Here is a 12746-nt window from a genome sequence, read left to right as displayed (position 1 = left end):
TGATTTATTTGAAATGCATTTCTGCAATTCATACAAAATATTCATTTTAGGTCTTGACTTTTAATAGTTAGACTTTCATCCATATTAACACACAGAAATACGAATTGCAAGTGCGTATTTATAAAAATATATCTTGACATATGTATTTCTAATGCATATAATGAAATACGAATTAATAATTCATATTTTTGAAAAATGGAGGTGATAATATGAGGGTTAATGCATTAAAAATGCAGATTTTAATGGGAAAGAAAAACCTGACCATTAAAGAACTTGCGTATAAAAGCGCTGTGTCAAGACAGACCATATCCTGCATCAAAGCAGGAAAAAGCTGTTCTCCGCAGGTGGCGTATAAGCTGTCGCAGGCGCTTGATATCGATATGCAGGAATTATTGGAGTAGGAAATTATGAGAAATACAGCCAGTACAAGGAGGTGATGTAAATGGAAAACAAATTGTATGTTGAACTCCCGCCCTTTACGGGAAGAAATGTTCCGATTAAGGAAATTGCACAGGCAATCGGCAAGGATCCGCATTATATCCGGCTCGGGATCCGTCAGGGAATTTTTAAATTTGGCGTTGCAATGAAGATGGAAAACTCAAATGAGTTCAGCTATTACTGCCCGGATCGGAAAGTCTGGGAAGAAACAGGGTATTTTCGTGATGTAAGAAAAGAAAAAGCCCTTGCATAGTTTGGCAAGGACTAAATTCCGCAGAGTCAATGATATGCTCTGTCTCGCAAATCAAGTATAGCAAAGACTTCTGCGGAATACAATCAAAAATTTCAAAGAAGGAGGTTATACGTGAACATATTTCAGGAAATCAAGACATTTGTTTCGGCCGGTAAGGCGGCAGAACAGTATGGGATCAAAATCAACAGGAACAAGATGGCGTGCTGTCCGTTTCATGATGATCAGCATCCAAGTATGAAGATCGATCAGAACTATTTCTGCTTTGCCTGTGGTGCAAAAGGCGATGTGATAGATTTTACTGCCAGGCTCTTTGGAATCTCTCAGTTTGATGCAGCCAGAAAACTGATTGGAGACTTTAGACTTCCGATCAAATTGGAAAAGCACAAGAACACTCAAAAGAACTTCAGGAACAGGAAGCCTTCAATGGTACAAAGTCGGTATCATTTTTCGGTAAAAAGCAAGGTTCAGACCTGGCAAAATCACGCTGTAAAGGTTTTGACTGACTATCTGTCGTGGATCCGGTTCTGGAAACAATTTTACGGGTTTGAGCCAGAACCCTTTGAGCAGGAACGTTTTCTGGAAGCACTGGATAATGAGAGGAAGATCAATGATTATCTGGATATCCTTTTGACCGGCGATGGAGAGGAAATAGCGGAATTTTTCATTTACAGGCGGAAGGAGGTGGAGAAGATTGAGCAGCGAATGGAGGAATATCAGCGAGGAGTCATGGAAGAAATTAGAGCATATTGTAGAGCAGGAAATGCTGACGCCGGAAGAGATCCGGGACAATCTGGAAGTGACAGAGAAAGGAAGGATCCGGCAGTCCATCCAGAACTGCAAGTACGTTCTGGAACATGATTCCTGCCTGCGGGAAGCCATCTGCAGGAATGAGATGACCTGCCAGATCGATATTAAGAAAAAGGTGCCGTGGAAGCGCCGTGGTGTTCAGATGACGGATACCGATATGAACAACCTGTCACTGTATCTGGAAAAGAATTACGGGCTTACCAGTGACCGGGTGATCGCCAAGGCGATAGATATTGTGGCTAATGATAACAGTTTTCATCCGATCATTGACCTGCTGGAAAGCCTGAAGTGGGACGGCAGGCCAAGGATCGCCGGGATGCTGACCCATTTCTTCGGGGCGGAGGATCCGGAATATTCCGGGCAGGTTATGAAGATGCACATGCTGGCGGCCATCAGCCGCCTGTATGAGCCCGGGAAGAAATATGATATCATGCTCTGTCTGGTTGGCGGGCAGGGGACCGGGAAGTCAACGTTCTTCAAATATCTGGCGATCAAAGATGAATGGTTCACCGATGATGTAAAACGGCTGGATGATAAGAAAGTTTATGAATATCTTCAGGGGCACTGGATTGTGGAGATGTCGGAAATGAATGCGGTGGCGAATGCCAAAAGCATTGAGGAGACCAAATCTTTCCTGAGCAGGCAGAAGGACACTTACCGGATCCCCTATGAGAGAAGAGCGGAAGACCGTTACCGCCAGTGTGTGTTCTGCGGAACCTCCAATGACCTTGCTTTCCTGCCTTTTGACCGGACGGGAAACCGGAGGTTTGGCCCGGTGAAGGTCTGTCCTGAGAAAGCGGAGACCGCCATATACCGGGATGAAAAAGGATCCAGGGAATACATCATTCAGGCGTGGGCAGAGGCTATGGAAATCTACCGCAGCGGCGAATTCCTTCTGACATTTTCCCCGGATATGGAAGAATATGTAAAATCCCTGCAGAAAGACTTTATGCCGGAGGATACACAGACCGGGATGATCCAGGCGTTTCTGGACCGGTACGAAGAAGATTATGTATGTTCCACCATCATTTATCAGGAAGTCTTCCATCAGGAAGGAATGGTTCCCAAATGGCAGTCAAAGGAGATCGGGGATCTGATGGACAATGAGATTACCGGCTGGGAGAAGCACGGGACTCACCGGTTCCCCGGCGGGCTGGGAATCCAGCGCTCCTGGAAGCGGATCCATCCGAAAAAAGACGGGGACGGTTTTGTAAAAGTAGATGAAGATGCAAAGCTGCCCTTTGAGTAAAAGATAACTTTTCAAATGTTTTGTGCTTTGTTTACAAAGGTTCGTTTACAAAAGAGAGCGGAATTTGTAAACAGGAAGGCGTAAACAGAAGGGAAAAAAACTTTGAAAGTTAAAATCTTCAGAAGAAGAAAAAGCCCGGATACGGGCACAAAATATCAGGCGGGTACGCCGGAAACTCAGCCCTCGGCGACTGAGAGCGAAATACACCCATCGCACAGACCTGACGGTCTATGCTCTGTGTATTTCGTGACTGCGTCAAGCTCTTTCCCTTAGGAAACTGCCTTTGGCGCTTCCTAAAGGGTTCCTCCGGAAGGGGCTCTGCGGGGCTGATCAGCGTTGTAACAAACAGGCTGATCTGACGTACCACTGCCGGAAAGGAGCTGTATGGCAAATGGAAAGAATTGTTTTATCCAGACAGTCAAGCTGCCCCATGTCAGGGGCAGGGTACGTTATATTTCGGATCCGAAAAGACAGGAAAACCTGTATGCCGCCTACAGCAATGTGGATCCGAAGTTCTGGCGCTGTCTGTCGCAGGAAAATCAGGAAGATTTTATCAAAAGCGGGACAAAAGGAAAATGTATCGAAGCCAGAGAGCTGATCATCATGCTGCCACCCAGCCTGATCGGATACGATCATGATATATTGCTGAAATATTTCTCGGCGAAGTTTGTGGAAAAATATGACGTGGCAGTGGCAAGTGCCCTTCATCACAATAAGAGGAAAACGAACCTCCATATCCATCTGATCTTTTCGGAAAGACAGGCATTTGAAACGCCTGAAGAGAAGATTGCTTCGAGAAATATGTTCTACGATGAAAATGGGAAACATGTCCGGACGAAGAAAGAAATACTGGATGAGAGTGGAGAAATCCGTTCCGGATGTAAGATCATTAAAAAAGGGGAAGTCTATGAAAAACATTATTTCAAGCCGAAGAACTCTGAGTTCAAGTCGAAGAAATTCACAGAGGACATGAAATATTTTTATACGGAGATCATCAATGATCTGGTAAAGGATCCGGCAGAGAAACTGAAGGTGTTTGATAAGAACAGCCCGTATCTTCCAACCAGAAAGATCGGGAAGAATAATCCAAAAGAAAAAGAAATCCGGATTGACAATTATCTCCGGCAGGAATGGAATAACATGGTGGACAGGGCTGTGGTGGAAGGCATTACGGAAGAAGAACTTTGTATCACGAAGAAAACAGATATAGTTGATCCCGTTGCCGAATCTATCCGAAGCGAGGGCTGGAAACCGGATCTGTTCAGGAAGATCCTGCAGACAGCAATCGGGAAACTGAGAGGTTTTATCCAGTATATTAAAGAAACCAGAAATGCGGAATTTGACGAAAACGGAAATCCGCTGCTCAGTCATGATCTGAGGATTGATGTGACGCCGGAACCTCTTCCGCCTATGTCCGGAGGCGAAAGACCAAGTTCAGAAATACAGGAAGCGGAAGTTATGAAACTTGATAATATCCTGCGGAAGATGAAGAAAACGGAGCAGAGAATCTATGCTATTGAACAGGCAAAGATCAAACTGGAGAAGGAACTGAATGCAGTACAGAAGAAGTGGTTCCATGGAAAGGAAAAGAAGGAGCTGGAGCAGAAAATTGCCGGGAAGCAGCGGGAGCTGAGCAAGTCAAAAGATACCTTAAGTCAGATACCACGGATGAATGGATATGAAAATGCACTGGAAGTGAAGAAAGCTTATAAGGCTGCGAAGAAAGAACTGGACAAGGTACGGAAACAGCAGAATGCATGGGATCAGGCAATGAAGCCGTCGGAGAAAATGTATCTGGTAATCCGGGCGAACAGACCGGAGCAGACAAAAAAGAGAAGTATTCATGAGCGCTTAGAAGAAAAGAAACGAGAAGCAGCACAACAACAAAGGGAAGAACGAAAACGAAGTTATAATAGAGATTGCCTTTAGAAAAACAGCCGGAACAGTCAATGATCAGAATATTGGAAAGGACATTGACGGTTCTGGCTGTAATTGCGTGATCTGGCGTCAATAATTTAAAGCAATCCGGAAAAGAATTCAGCGATATCAGCATCAAAAATCTTGCTGAGTGCTACAAGTTCACTGACCTTGATATTCATCCGGTTAGTTTCCAGTTTGGCGTAAGTGCTTTTGGAGATTTCAATTCCCATAAGCTGTAAGTGAGCAACAACCTGCTCCTGTGTCATATTTGCATTTCGTCTTAGACGTTGGATATTATGACCGATATCCATGTCAGGTCTGATCTTCTGCATATCTGAACTACTCCCGAAAATTCGTAATAAAGAAATATATCTTGATTGTATGTAGTATTCAGATTATAATGTTTCGTAATAACGAAAAGTTTCGCTATAAGGAAAGGATGGGACAGAGAATGCACGTTGATAAAATATTTGAAAGAGCTACAATTCGGGGAATAGCAGATTATCTTTTGTTCGGGCTGGGACCGGATGAGGATGACAGGAGCTATGAGGAGCGGTTGGACGAGCCATATTTGAGGTTTGAGAAGGCTGTAGAAAAATATGATAAGAGTCAGACTTCGGAGCTGTTGGATCTGTGCAATGAGGTGAGCAGTGAGACAGCCAGTGTGTATATGGAGATTGGGCTGCAGGCGGGGATATTGCTGATGGCGGATATGATTAGAAACATGAACCAAGATAGAAAAACAAAAGTAGAATGATATTGTCTATTAAGATTAAATGAAAAGAGGGAGCGTACGACAGGCGGTTGTACCTGCTCCCTTTTATATATGAATCATATATACGAATTATCATCATAAATTTCTGACATAGTATTCTCCCAAATGGTTTCTTCTATAACCTGAAGGCATTCATTGGTGTGCTTTTTAATATCGCATCCCCAAAAATGAATGACAGTATATCCAAGAAAAAGAAGTTTTTTATCATTTTCGGAATCCCGCGCACGGTTCCGTTCGATTTTTTTAATCCAGTAATCAGGATTTTTCCCTTTTTCAAGACGCAGTTTCAGGTATTCCCAGTCTTTACCATGGAAAAATTCACTGTCACAAAAAATAGCGATTTTGTATTTAGTAAGTACAATATCTGGAGATCCGGGAAGCGCTTTGTAATTTTTTCGGTATCTGTAACCTTTGTGCCATAATGCTTTACGGAGACGAAGCTCAATAGAAGTATCTTTACTGTGGATTTTACTCATGTTTTTTGACACAGTGGCAGCATCTCGTGGCATATGAATATCACCGTCCTCCTGTCAGAAATTTTACTGATTTTATTTTATCAGTCTTGAAATTTTTCGACAAGTACCCTGCGATGTAAATGGTGAATTATTTCGTTGACGGTATAAACGGGATGATTTATACTGGTAAGATAAGAGTTGATGTGTAAAAGAGGTACCCGAAATGACTATTTCTGAGCAAATTAAGGTGTTGTGTGTACGGTCAGATATTAGTGTGGCGGAACTGGCACGCCGAATAGGCACATCACCGCAAAATTTAAGTGGAAAAATGAAAAGAGAGAGTTTTACTATAGCTGAGCTGGAAGATATTGCACAGGCTGTGAACAGTTCTTTTGAAAGAAATTTTGTATTAGAAAGCGGAGAGAAGATTTAATGGGAAATTTAATAGGATATACTGCGCTAAATGAATATGCCGATAATCGGGATGTTATTTCTTTGTTTTCTGGGGCCATGGGGTTGGATATTGGTCTGGAAAAGGCTGGGCTTAATGTTGTGATTGGGCAGGATTTTGATGAATCGTGTGTGAAAACAATGCAAGCTAATGGGCATAATGTTCTGGGCGGAGATATTCGTGAAATAGATCCACGTAAACTTTTGGAATTGACAGGCCTTTCCGTTGGAGAGCCTTTCCTGATTTGTGGAGGACCTCCGTGTCAGCCGTTCTCAACTGCGGGAAAGCGCTTGGGGATTAATGATCCCAGAGGAAGCTTGTTTATGGACTTTATTCGGATGATTGATTATATACGTCCACGATTTTTTGCTATGGAAAATGTAAAAGGAATTATGTCGGCACCGCTAAAACATGTTCCCTTGGCAGAAAGAGATGAGAATGATCCGGATCAGAGATTGGGAACTGTTCTAGATGTGATTTTATCAGAATTTGATAAATTAGGTTATAAAACAGTATATGGTGTTCTGGATGCAGTAAACTATGGGGTTCCGCAGTTCCGTGAAAGATTCGTGCTAATTGGCAGCCGGGATAATGAAAGCATATTTCTTCCAATTCCGACACATTTTCAAATGCATCAGGATAAAGCGTATCAGTGGAAAACAGTAAGAGATGCTATTGCAGATTTGGAGTTTGATAAAGGTGAGTGTGCTACGTTAAGTGAAGAACGCCTGAAATTTCTTAAAATGGTTCCAGAGGGAGGAAACTGGCGTGATCTACCAAAGGATATTATACCGATTGCTATGGGTGGGGCATATAAATCTGGTGGAGGAAAAGTCGGATTTTATAGAAGACTTTCATATGATCAGCCATCGCCCACAGTAGTAACTTCCCCGGTACAGAAAGCTACAATGATGTGTCATCCTACACAAGATCGTCCATTAAGTATTAAGGAGTATGCTCGGATACAGCAGTTCCCGGACGATTGGATTTTTACCGGTACTACGGCTGCTAAATACCGTCAGATTGGAAATGCAGTGCCAGTGGGGCTTGCAGAAGCTATCGGAAAAGCAGTTTGTGCAGTGGCAGATGGAAATGCCGTTGTAGAGACAAAACGCTTCAGGGGAACTAATGTACATAATAAGATTAGAAGTGCAATAGAATTGGGAGGAAATCTATATGCCGTTAAATAATTCATATGATGAACAAGAAGTAATAAAAGCGATAGCGACAGCTCTTGAGACTTTTTATGCTAATTTGATTGAAAAAATTGATGGGCTGAATATCAAAAAAGTAATGAAGCGGAAAAACCCATACCTGTACCGCGCAAAAGCTATGCAGAGTGCTACGGAGATTGTGGAGTCTGTATTGAATGCGTTTGTGAGTTCAAGCGAAGAGACGATTTTCGGAAATTGTTTTTTTGAGCCGATAGCAATAGCTGCCAGTGGTGGTAATAAAGCACTAGCAGAGGGAATTGATATTATGATTCAGGACAATGCGACAAATACAATCTCTGCTATTGCAGTAAAGAGCGGCCCGTCTGTGTTCAATGCTGACAGTAAGAAGCGGCAGGAACAGAACTTTATGGCGGCATCAAAACTGGCACAACAGGCGAAAGCGCGTTATGAAGCGTATATCGGATACTGTTATGGGAAAAAGAAAGACTCCGGCAGAGGAAAGCCGAAAATGTATCAGGAATTGGCAGGAAAGCGGTTTTGGGCAGAACTGACCGGCGATGAGGATTTCTATATTAAGATTATCGGATATATGGGAACTATGCCGGAAAAATATGTGGCCGATTATAAAGAAAGCTATAATAAGGCGGCAAATAGGCTTGTGAGAGAATTTTCTAACAGTTTTTGTAAAGAAGACGGAAGTATTGATTGGGAAAAGCTGGTAGAATTTAATTCAGGAGATTGATTTTTTACTGTGATAAGGAGAAATATATGTTTGGAATAATACTGGAGAAGAATGCAAGGAACTATGTTTATGGTAATTTGCATTCTATTGGAGATTTAAAAGAGCAAAAAATAGATGCTAATTTGCATTTTGATAGAAGTAATGTTAAGATTTGCGTTCTTGATGATGAAGGGTTTGATATTGATAAGATTTATGCGCTAGGATATATTCGCGTAGAACGTAAACTAAAGTTCGAAAATATTGGCGATTATGAAAAATATGATGTTATTCTCTGTGATATTGAAGGTGTTGGAAATGAATTCGATTATACTCGACAAGGTCTAGCGGTGGCAGAACAAATAAAAGAAGTTTATCCAGATAAAATCGTATTAATATACTCGGGAAAGAATATTGAAGCTTATGGGAATGTGCCATCAAATATTGATGGGGTTTTAAATAAAGTTGAGTCAACAACAGAACTGGTCAAAAAAATAGATGAATTTTATAAAAAAGCAATAGATCCCATTAGTGTTTGGGAAAGGACAAGATTGCAAATGCTACAAGCCGGAATTGCAACAAAAACTATTGCAGTAATAGAAGATCAATATTGTAGTTCGATACTTCAAAAAAAAGAATTTCTTCAAATTGAAAAATTTGATTTATGCGAGAATGAAGAAATTATAGAGAAGTATATAATAAAATTAGCTAATACAATCAAAGTTTTTTTTGAGGTGGCCGGTAGTGTTTAATATTTATAATCCTGTTAAGCGAAACATAGAAATTAATGCAGAGATTCCGTATTTGTGTCAAAAATATATTGATGAAGGCAATAAAAAATGTATTAATTTTTATCAAAAAGTAATTGATGAGGATATCAATCAAAAGATATATTTATGTCCATATGGATTTTGCGCCTATAAAACGGAAAATTTCATTTATACAAGTTTAATAATTCTCAATAAGAGCAATTTTTCGAAAATTATTCCAAATTTGAAAAGATTTAATCAGGATGTCAAGCAATTCACACAATACTCTTTAAGTCAGATTGTGAAAATAATTAGTGAGTACGAGGAATTAAAATACGAAAATCAAGTTCGGAGATTGACTATTCATGATATAAAGAATGCAATAAAACATTTTATAGATTTAGTAGAAGAAGTAAAAAGTGATGATGAGGTCATTAGGATGGCACAATCTAATGATAAATTATTCTCATCAGTTGAAGGATACAGTTTGATTCAATATCGATTATCTTATCATGACAAGCTACTGAATTATGGTGATGGAATAGTAGAAAAGGGTTATATAAATTTTCATCAAGCTATAACAAAATTATCTAAATTGCTAATGTATAGAGGAATAAAAAAAGGAGTAAAAATCCATTTTAATGGATATTTGAAACGTTCTTTTCATGCAAATAAAGATTTGTATTTAATGTATTACATTTTGATTGAAAATGCTTTAAAATTTGCGCTTGAGAATACTGCGGTGGATATTTCTTTTGGTATAGACGATGATGTCTTAAGGATAACCATTGCAAATTGCTGTTACCATTTGGATCCCGATGAAATGGACAAGCTATTTATTTCTGGATACAGAGGAATAAAAGTTGCAAACAATTCGGAAGGACATGGATTGGGATTGGCGTTAGCGAAGAAAATTGCTGATATTTCAAATGTTCAATTACATTGTAATTATGTTGATACAGATGGGTGTGAAAAAGGTATATTTACTGTAGAATGTATTCATATGATGCGATAGATTTATATTTTGAAAAATTTAGTTTATAGCTGAAATATAGAGAGGCAGAAGTGGAATGAGAAAAATTGTTTATTTTGATGAAGATTCAGCCACGGATTATTTGGTAATACAAAATGGTGGATCATTTTTGATGGAAGATTTGAATGAGAATAAAATAGGTGGAAATGGGGAAGTGAAAGTAGGAGCAAAATTGAAGGCTCTATTTAATTCGTTATTTATCAAAGGTGATGCGTCAATAGATTCCAATATAGGTGTATACACTTCAGGTGAAAATCTGATTAAAACTACTATAACTAATACAACATTGTCAGATTTTTTAGATATTTTAATGGAAGATAAAAAGGATATTTGTTGTTTAGAGAATTTTCAATTAGAAATAATGAAAAATTCTATTGCGTATTTTCAAACAATTACTCCCTATTTAGGAATGGCTGAAGGGAATTTTAGGATTGATGATAATTTGGCGATCAGTATTAATAGAATATATGAGGTGCTAAAATTAGGGAAAGGATATTATGAGTTAATAGGGAAAAAGGAAGATCAAGAATATATTTTCAGATTTAATAATAGTTCTTTTAAAAATAATTATGGGATAACTGATTTATTACAAATGGATTTAAAATATTATGGAATCCAAGTAGGGAAAGAAGAAAAAGAACAATTAGATTTCACAAAAATGTTTGGCAATTCTACTTCAAAAACTATTATAGAACTCTCAGAAAACGATAGCCAACGAGATGAACTAAAATTGCCTATTTATGATATAATATTAGCTGGTGTGGAGTAATAATGGAAAAGATTTTTATTTTTTACGGTTATAATAAGGAATTTAGCAAATATATTCCAGATACATATTATCCATTAGATACATTGGTTGAGATAAGTGATATCCAAAAAAAAACGGTTATTCCTGTTGGATCTAAGTTGGATTATGTTGTAGGATTTACGATGTCTTATTCTGGTATTACTGAAGGCGGAATTCAAAATTTTGTTTCTATATTAGATTCGCAAAGGGATTCTTTGAAAGCAGTGTATTTACAAAATCCACCAGATTGTATTGTGGAGGAAATACTGCGTCAATATCCGAATGATATAATACAGATAAAATATCATAAGTATCAGAAAATTAATAAAAATAAAATCAGTGAGTTCATAAAAAATTTTGACAAATTGATTATTGGACAGCAAAACGTAAAGATTCAAGTAGCTTCTATATTGTATGAACTTTATAAAAAAAGAAACAAAAATAAGCCAATAGTATTTATGTTTTATGGCCCTTCTGGGGTCGGAAAAACCGAAACAGCTAAATATCTTGGTAAATTATTAGGCGGAGAATTATGTAGATTTCAGATGTCCATGTATCAGACAAATGGATTTTACGAATTTTTATACGGATCCGACCATAATAAAGGTAGTTTTGCAAAAGAGTTATTGGAACGAGAAAGTAACGTAATATTATTCGACGAATTTGATAAAGCTCATCCTGGAATTTGGAGTGCTTTTTATCAATTATTTGATGAGGGAATATATAAAGATAGAAATTATACGGTAGATTTGCGTAATACAATTGTTATATGCACATCAAATGAACATAGTCCAGATAATATTAGAGGTGCAATAGGAGACCCTCTTTTCTTCAGAATAAATGCTTATGTTAAATTTGGTAAGCTAAGTAATGAAAGTAAGAAAAAAATTTGTAAGAATATTTTTGAAGATGAGTATAGAAAATTAAGTAAATTAGAAAAAGAAATTATAGTTCACGATTTGTTTTTGGATAAGTATTTAAAAATATCAAATCAGCTTGAAAATTACAGACAAATGAAAAATATTATATGTAACGACATATCAAAGGTACTTGTTGAAAAGTTATTTTTATAGATTTGATTCAAAAATGAGATCATTTTGCGGGAGTTATAGACACAGATAAATGATGATACTGGTAGCGACAGAATAAAGAAATACGATGATGGGAATCCAATAAGTAGAAGAGCTCTAAATTGGATTGATTAAGTTACCCGGATACATATCAGTACCCGGGTATAAGAGAGGTGTCCTCAATCGCTGTGAAAAGCTATGGGTTTGTAACGCATTTGCAACAACTTTCCATGTAAACCCTTGATTTTCCGCCATTTTCGGTTACCCAAACGTTAATTCTGGTTACAGAAGAGAATATCGAAGAGATTGCAAACCCCTGGAAACAATGCGTTTCCGGGGGTTTGTTTGTCTTCGGAAATTGAACGAATGGGGGATATACTTGAAGATAAAGAACAAAAAAATAATGGTTGAAATCGAACATATGTTCTGATAAAATAAATATAGGCACTGCCAGAGAACGGTAGGCGGTTAGTCCTTCGACAGAGGGACTGAACCCTCTGATTACATAGAAATCTCTGTAAAGGGAAATCTGGGAAAGGAGGGCGAACTTATGAGAGATTATGAAATGCTCTCCATCGTTTTGATAATACTTGGTATTGTCGTTACGATTTTAATAGCATATATCAATCATACGAAAAAGTAACCGCCCCTCGTGACCAAAGGATGACGGTTACTTTTCGTAACTAATATGAACTTGGACTAACCGCTTATCGGTAGTGCCGATTTCTATTCTTATAGTAACAAATGATAAGGGGAATGTCAAATTTAATTATGGCACTGCTATACCAAGTTACTGTCAAGTAATCGTTGGCAACTTTCTTTTTGATTTATCTTTTCTGTTCACGCAGTTCTTTTTCTGCTTTCTA

The 12746-nt window shown here is 38.4% G+C and carries 15 protein-coding genes; 13 read left to right on the top strand and 2 right to left on the bottom strand.

All coding sequences use genetic code 11. The features are described 5' to 3' along the window. The first annotated feature begins 209 nt into the window (after positions 1 to 209). The 5 genes from FGQ86_RS15650 to FGQ86_RS15630 all read left to right on the top strand — a co-directional run bounded on the left by FGQ86_RS15650 (position 210) and on the right by FGQ86_RS15630 (position 4676). Positions 210 to 401: a helix-turn-helix transcriptional regulator gene (locus FGQ86_RS15650; protein WP_052083979.1), complete on the top strand. Its 192-nt coding sequence runs from the start codon at positions 210 to 212 to the stop codon at positions 399 to 401. A 41-nt stretch (positions 402 to 442) separates the two neighbouring features. Beyond that, positions 443 to 691: a hypothetical protein gene (locus FGQ86_RS15645; RefSeq protein WP_138305063.1), complete on the top strand. Its 249-nt coding sequence runs from the start codon at positions 443 to 445 to the stop codon at positions 689 to 691. A 111-nt stretch (positions 692 to 802) separates the two neighbouring features. Beyond that, positions 803 to 1549, top strand: a complete 747-nt coding sequence (locus tag FGQ86_RS15640) for a CHC2 zinc finger domain-containing protein (RefSeq protein ID WP_138305061.1) — start codon at positions 803 to 805, stop codon at positions 1547 to 1549. Continuing rightward, complete coding sequence (locus FGQ86_RS15635; RefSeq protein WP_138305058.1) at positions 1452 to 2747, top strand: virulence-associated E family protein; 1296 nt, start codon at positions 1452 to 1454, stop codon at positions 2745 to 2747. Before FGQ86_RS15640 ends, FGQ86_RS15635 begins: the two co-directional genes overlap by 98 nt. Before the next feature lie 384 nt (positions 2748 to 3131). Continuing rightward, entirely contained in the window at positions 3132 to 4676 is a 1545-nt protein-coding gene (locus FGQ86_RS15630) for a MobA/MobL family protein (RefSeq protein ID WP_138305056.1), read from the top strand. Positions 4677 to 4762: 86 nt separating this feature from the next. Here FGQ86_RS15630 and FGQ86_RS15625 read toward each other — a convergent pair whose 3' ends face one another. Then, positions 4763 to 4999, bottom strand: coding sequence for a helix-turn-helix transcriptional regulator (locus FGQ86_RS15625; protein ID WP_033125324.1), 237 nt, complete (start codon positions 4997 to 4999; stop codon positions 4763 to 4765). A 107-nt stretch (positions 5000 to 5106) separates the two neighbouring features. On the opposite strand from FGQ86_RS15625, the gene FGQ86_RS15620 reads away from it, so the two are divergent. Beyond that, positions 5107 to 5424 (top strand): hypothetical protein, encoded by a 318-nt coding sequence (locus FGQ86_RS15620; RefSeq protein ID WP_195639073.1) that lies wholly within the window; start codon positions 5107 to 5109, stop codon positions 5422 to 5424. 74 nt (positions 5425 to 5498) lie between these two features. On the opposite strand, the gene FGQ86_RS15615 is transcribed toward FGQ86_RS15620, so the two are convergent. Beyond that, a complete protein-coding gene (locus FGQ86_RS15615; RefSeq protein ID WP_138305051.1) occupies positions 5499 to 5951 on the bottom strand; it encodes a very short patch repair endonuclease in 453 nt (150 codons plus the stop codon). 169 nt (positions 5952 to 6120) lie between these two features. Here FGQ86_RS15615 and FGQ86_RS15610 point away from each other — a divergent pair, with 169 nt between their 5' ends. The 7 genes from FGQ86_RS15610 to FGQ86_RS15580 are packed head-to-tail and all read left to right on the top strand — an operon-like array spanning position 6121 to position 11883. Continuing rightward, a complete protein-coding gene (locus FGQ86_RS15610; protein ID WP_138305049.1) occupies positions 6121 to 6330 on the top strand; it encodes a helix-turn-helix transcriptional regulator in 210 nt (69 codons plus the stop codon). After that, positions 6330 to 7538, top strand: coding sequence for a DNA cytosine methyltransferase (locus FGQ86_RS15605; RefSeq protein WP_138305047.1), 1209 nt, complete (start codon positions 6330 to 6332; stop codon positions 7536 to 7538). The genes FGQ86_RS15610 and FGQ86_RS15605 overlap by 1 nt, the downstream gene beginning before the upstream one ends. Beyond that, a complete protein-coding gene (locus FGQ86_RS15600; RefSeq protein WP_138305044.1) occupies positions 7525 to 8265 on the top strand; it encodes a PmeII family type II restriction endonuclease in 741 nt (246 codons plus the stop codon). The genes FGQ86_RS15605 and FGQ86_RS15600 overlap by 14 nt, the downstream gene beginning before the upstream one ends. Before the next feature lie 26 nt (positions 8266 to 8291). Then, a complete protein-coding gene (locus FGQ86_RS15595) occupies positions 8292 to 8993 on the top strand; it encodes a hypothetical protein (protein WP_138305042.1) in 702 nt (233 codons plus the stop codon). Continuing rightward, positions 8986 to 10005 carry an ATP-binding protein gene (locus FGQ86_RS15590; protein ID WP_138305040.1) on the top strand — a complete coding sequence of 340 codons (1020 nt, stop codon included), beginning with the start codon at positions 8986 to 8988 and terminating at the stop codon, positions 10003 to 10005. Before FGQ86_RS15595 ends, FGQ86_RS15590 begins: the two co-directional genes overlap by 8 nt. A 55-nt stretch (positions 10006 to 10060) precedes the next feature. Continuing rightward, complete coding sequence (locus FGQ86_RS15585) at positions 10061 to 10792, top strand: DUF6414 family protein (protein WP_138305038.1); 732 nt, start codon at positions 10061 to 10063, stop codon at positions 10790 to 10792. 2 nt (positions 10793 to 10794) lie between these two features. Then, complete coding sequence (locus FGQ86_RS15580; RefSeq protein ID WP_138305035.1) at positions 10795 to 11883, top strand: AAA family ATPase; 1089 nt, start codon at positions 10795 to 10797, stop codon at positions 11881 to 11883. Positions 11884 to 12746 lie beyond the last annotated feature (863 nt).

This window comes from Clostridium sp. BSD2780061688st1 H5 (genome assembly GCF_005845155.1).
Classification (GTDB): Bacteria; Bacillota; Clostridia; order Lachnospirales; family Lachnospiraceae; genus Claveliimonas; species Claveliimonas intestinigallinarum.
This window is presented reverse-complemented; position numbering and strand designations above follow the sequence as displayed.

Coding starts and splice junctions, on each gene's coding strand:
- FGQ86_RS15650 (WP_052083979.1), top strand. CDS start 210: ATGAGGGTTAATGCATTAAAAATGCAGATTTTAATGGGAAAGAAAAAC.
- FGQ86_RS15645 (WP_138305063.1), top strand. CDS start 443: ATGGAAAACAAATTGTATGTTGAACTCCCGCCCTTTACGGGAAGAAAT.
- FGQ86_RS15635 (WP_138305058.1), top strand. CDS start 1,452: ATGCTGACGCCGGAAGAGATCCGGGACAATCTGGAAGTGACAGAGAAA.
- FGQ86_RS15630 (WP_138305056.1), top strand. CDS start 3,132: ATGGCAAATGGAAAGAATTGTTTTATCCAGACAGTCAAGCTGCCCCAT.
- FGQ86_RS15625 (WP_033125324.1), bottom strand. CDS start 4,999: ATGCAGAAGATCAGACCTGACATGGATATCGGTCATAATATCCAACGT.
- FGQ86_RS15620 (WP_195639073.1), top strand. CDS start 5,107: ATGGGACAGAGAATGCACGTTGATAAAATATTTGAAAGAGCTACAATT.
- FGQ86_RS15615 (WP_138305051.1), bottom strand. CDS start 5,951: ATGCCACGAGATGCTGCCACTGTGTCAAAAAACATGAGTAAAATCCAC.
- FGQ86_RS15610 (WP_138305049.1), top strand. CDS start 6,121: ATGACTATTTCTGAGCAAATTAAGGTGTTGTGTGTACGGTCAGATATT.
- FGQ86_RS15605 (WP_138305047.1), top strand. CDS start 6,330: ATGGGAAATTTAATAGGATATACTGCGCTAAATGAATATGCCGATAAT.
- FGQ86_RS15600 (WP_138305044.1), top strand. CDS start 7,525: ATGCCGTTAAATAATTCATATGATGAACAAGAAGTAATAAAAGCGATA.
- FGQ86_RS15595 (WP_138305042.1), top strand. CDS start 8,292: ATGTTTGGAATAATACTGGAGAAGAATGCAAGGAACTATGTTTATGGT.
- FGQ86_RS15585 (WP_138305038.1), top strand. CDS start 10,061: ATGAGAAAAATTGTTTATTTTGATGAAGATTCAGCCACGGATTATTTG.
- FGQ86_RS15580 (WP_138305035.1), top strand. CDS start 10,795: ATGGAAAAGATTTTTATTTTTTACGGTTATAATAAGGAATTTAGCAAA.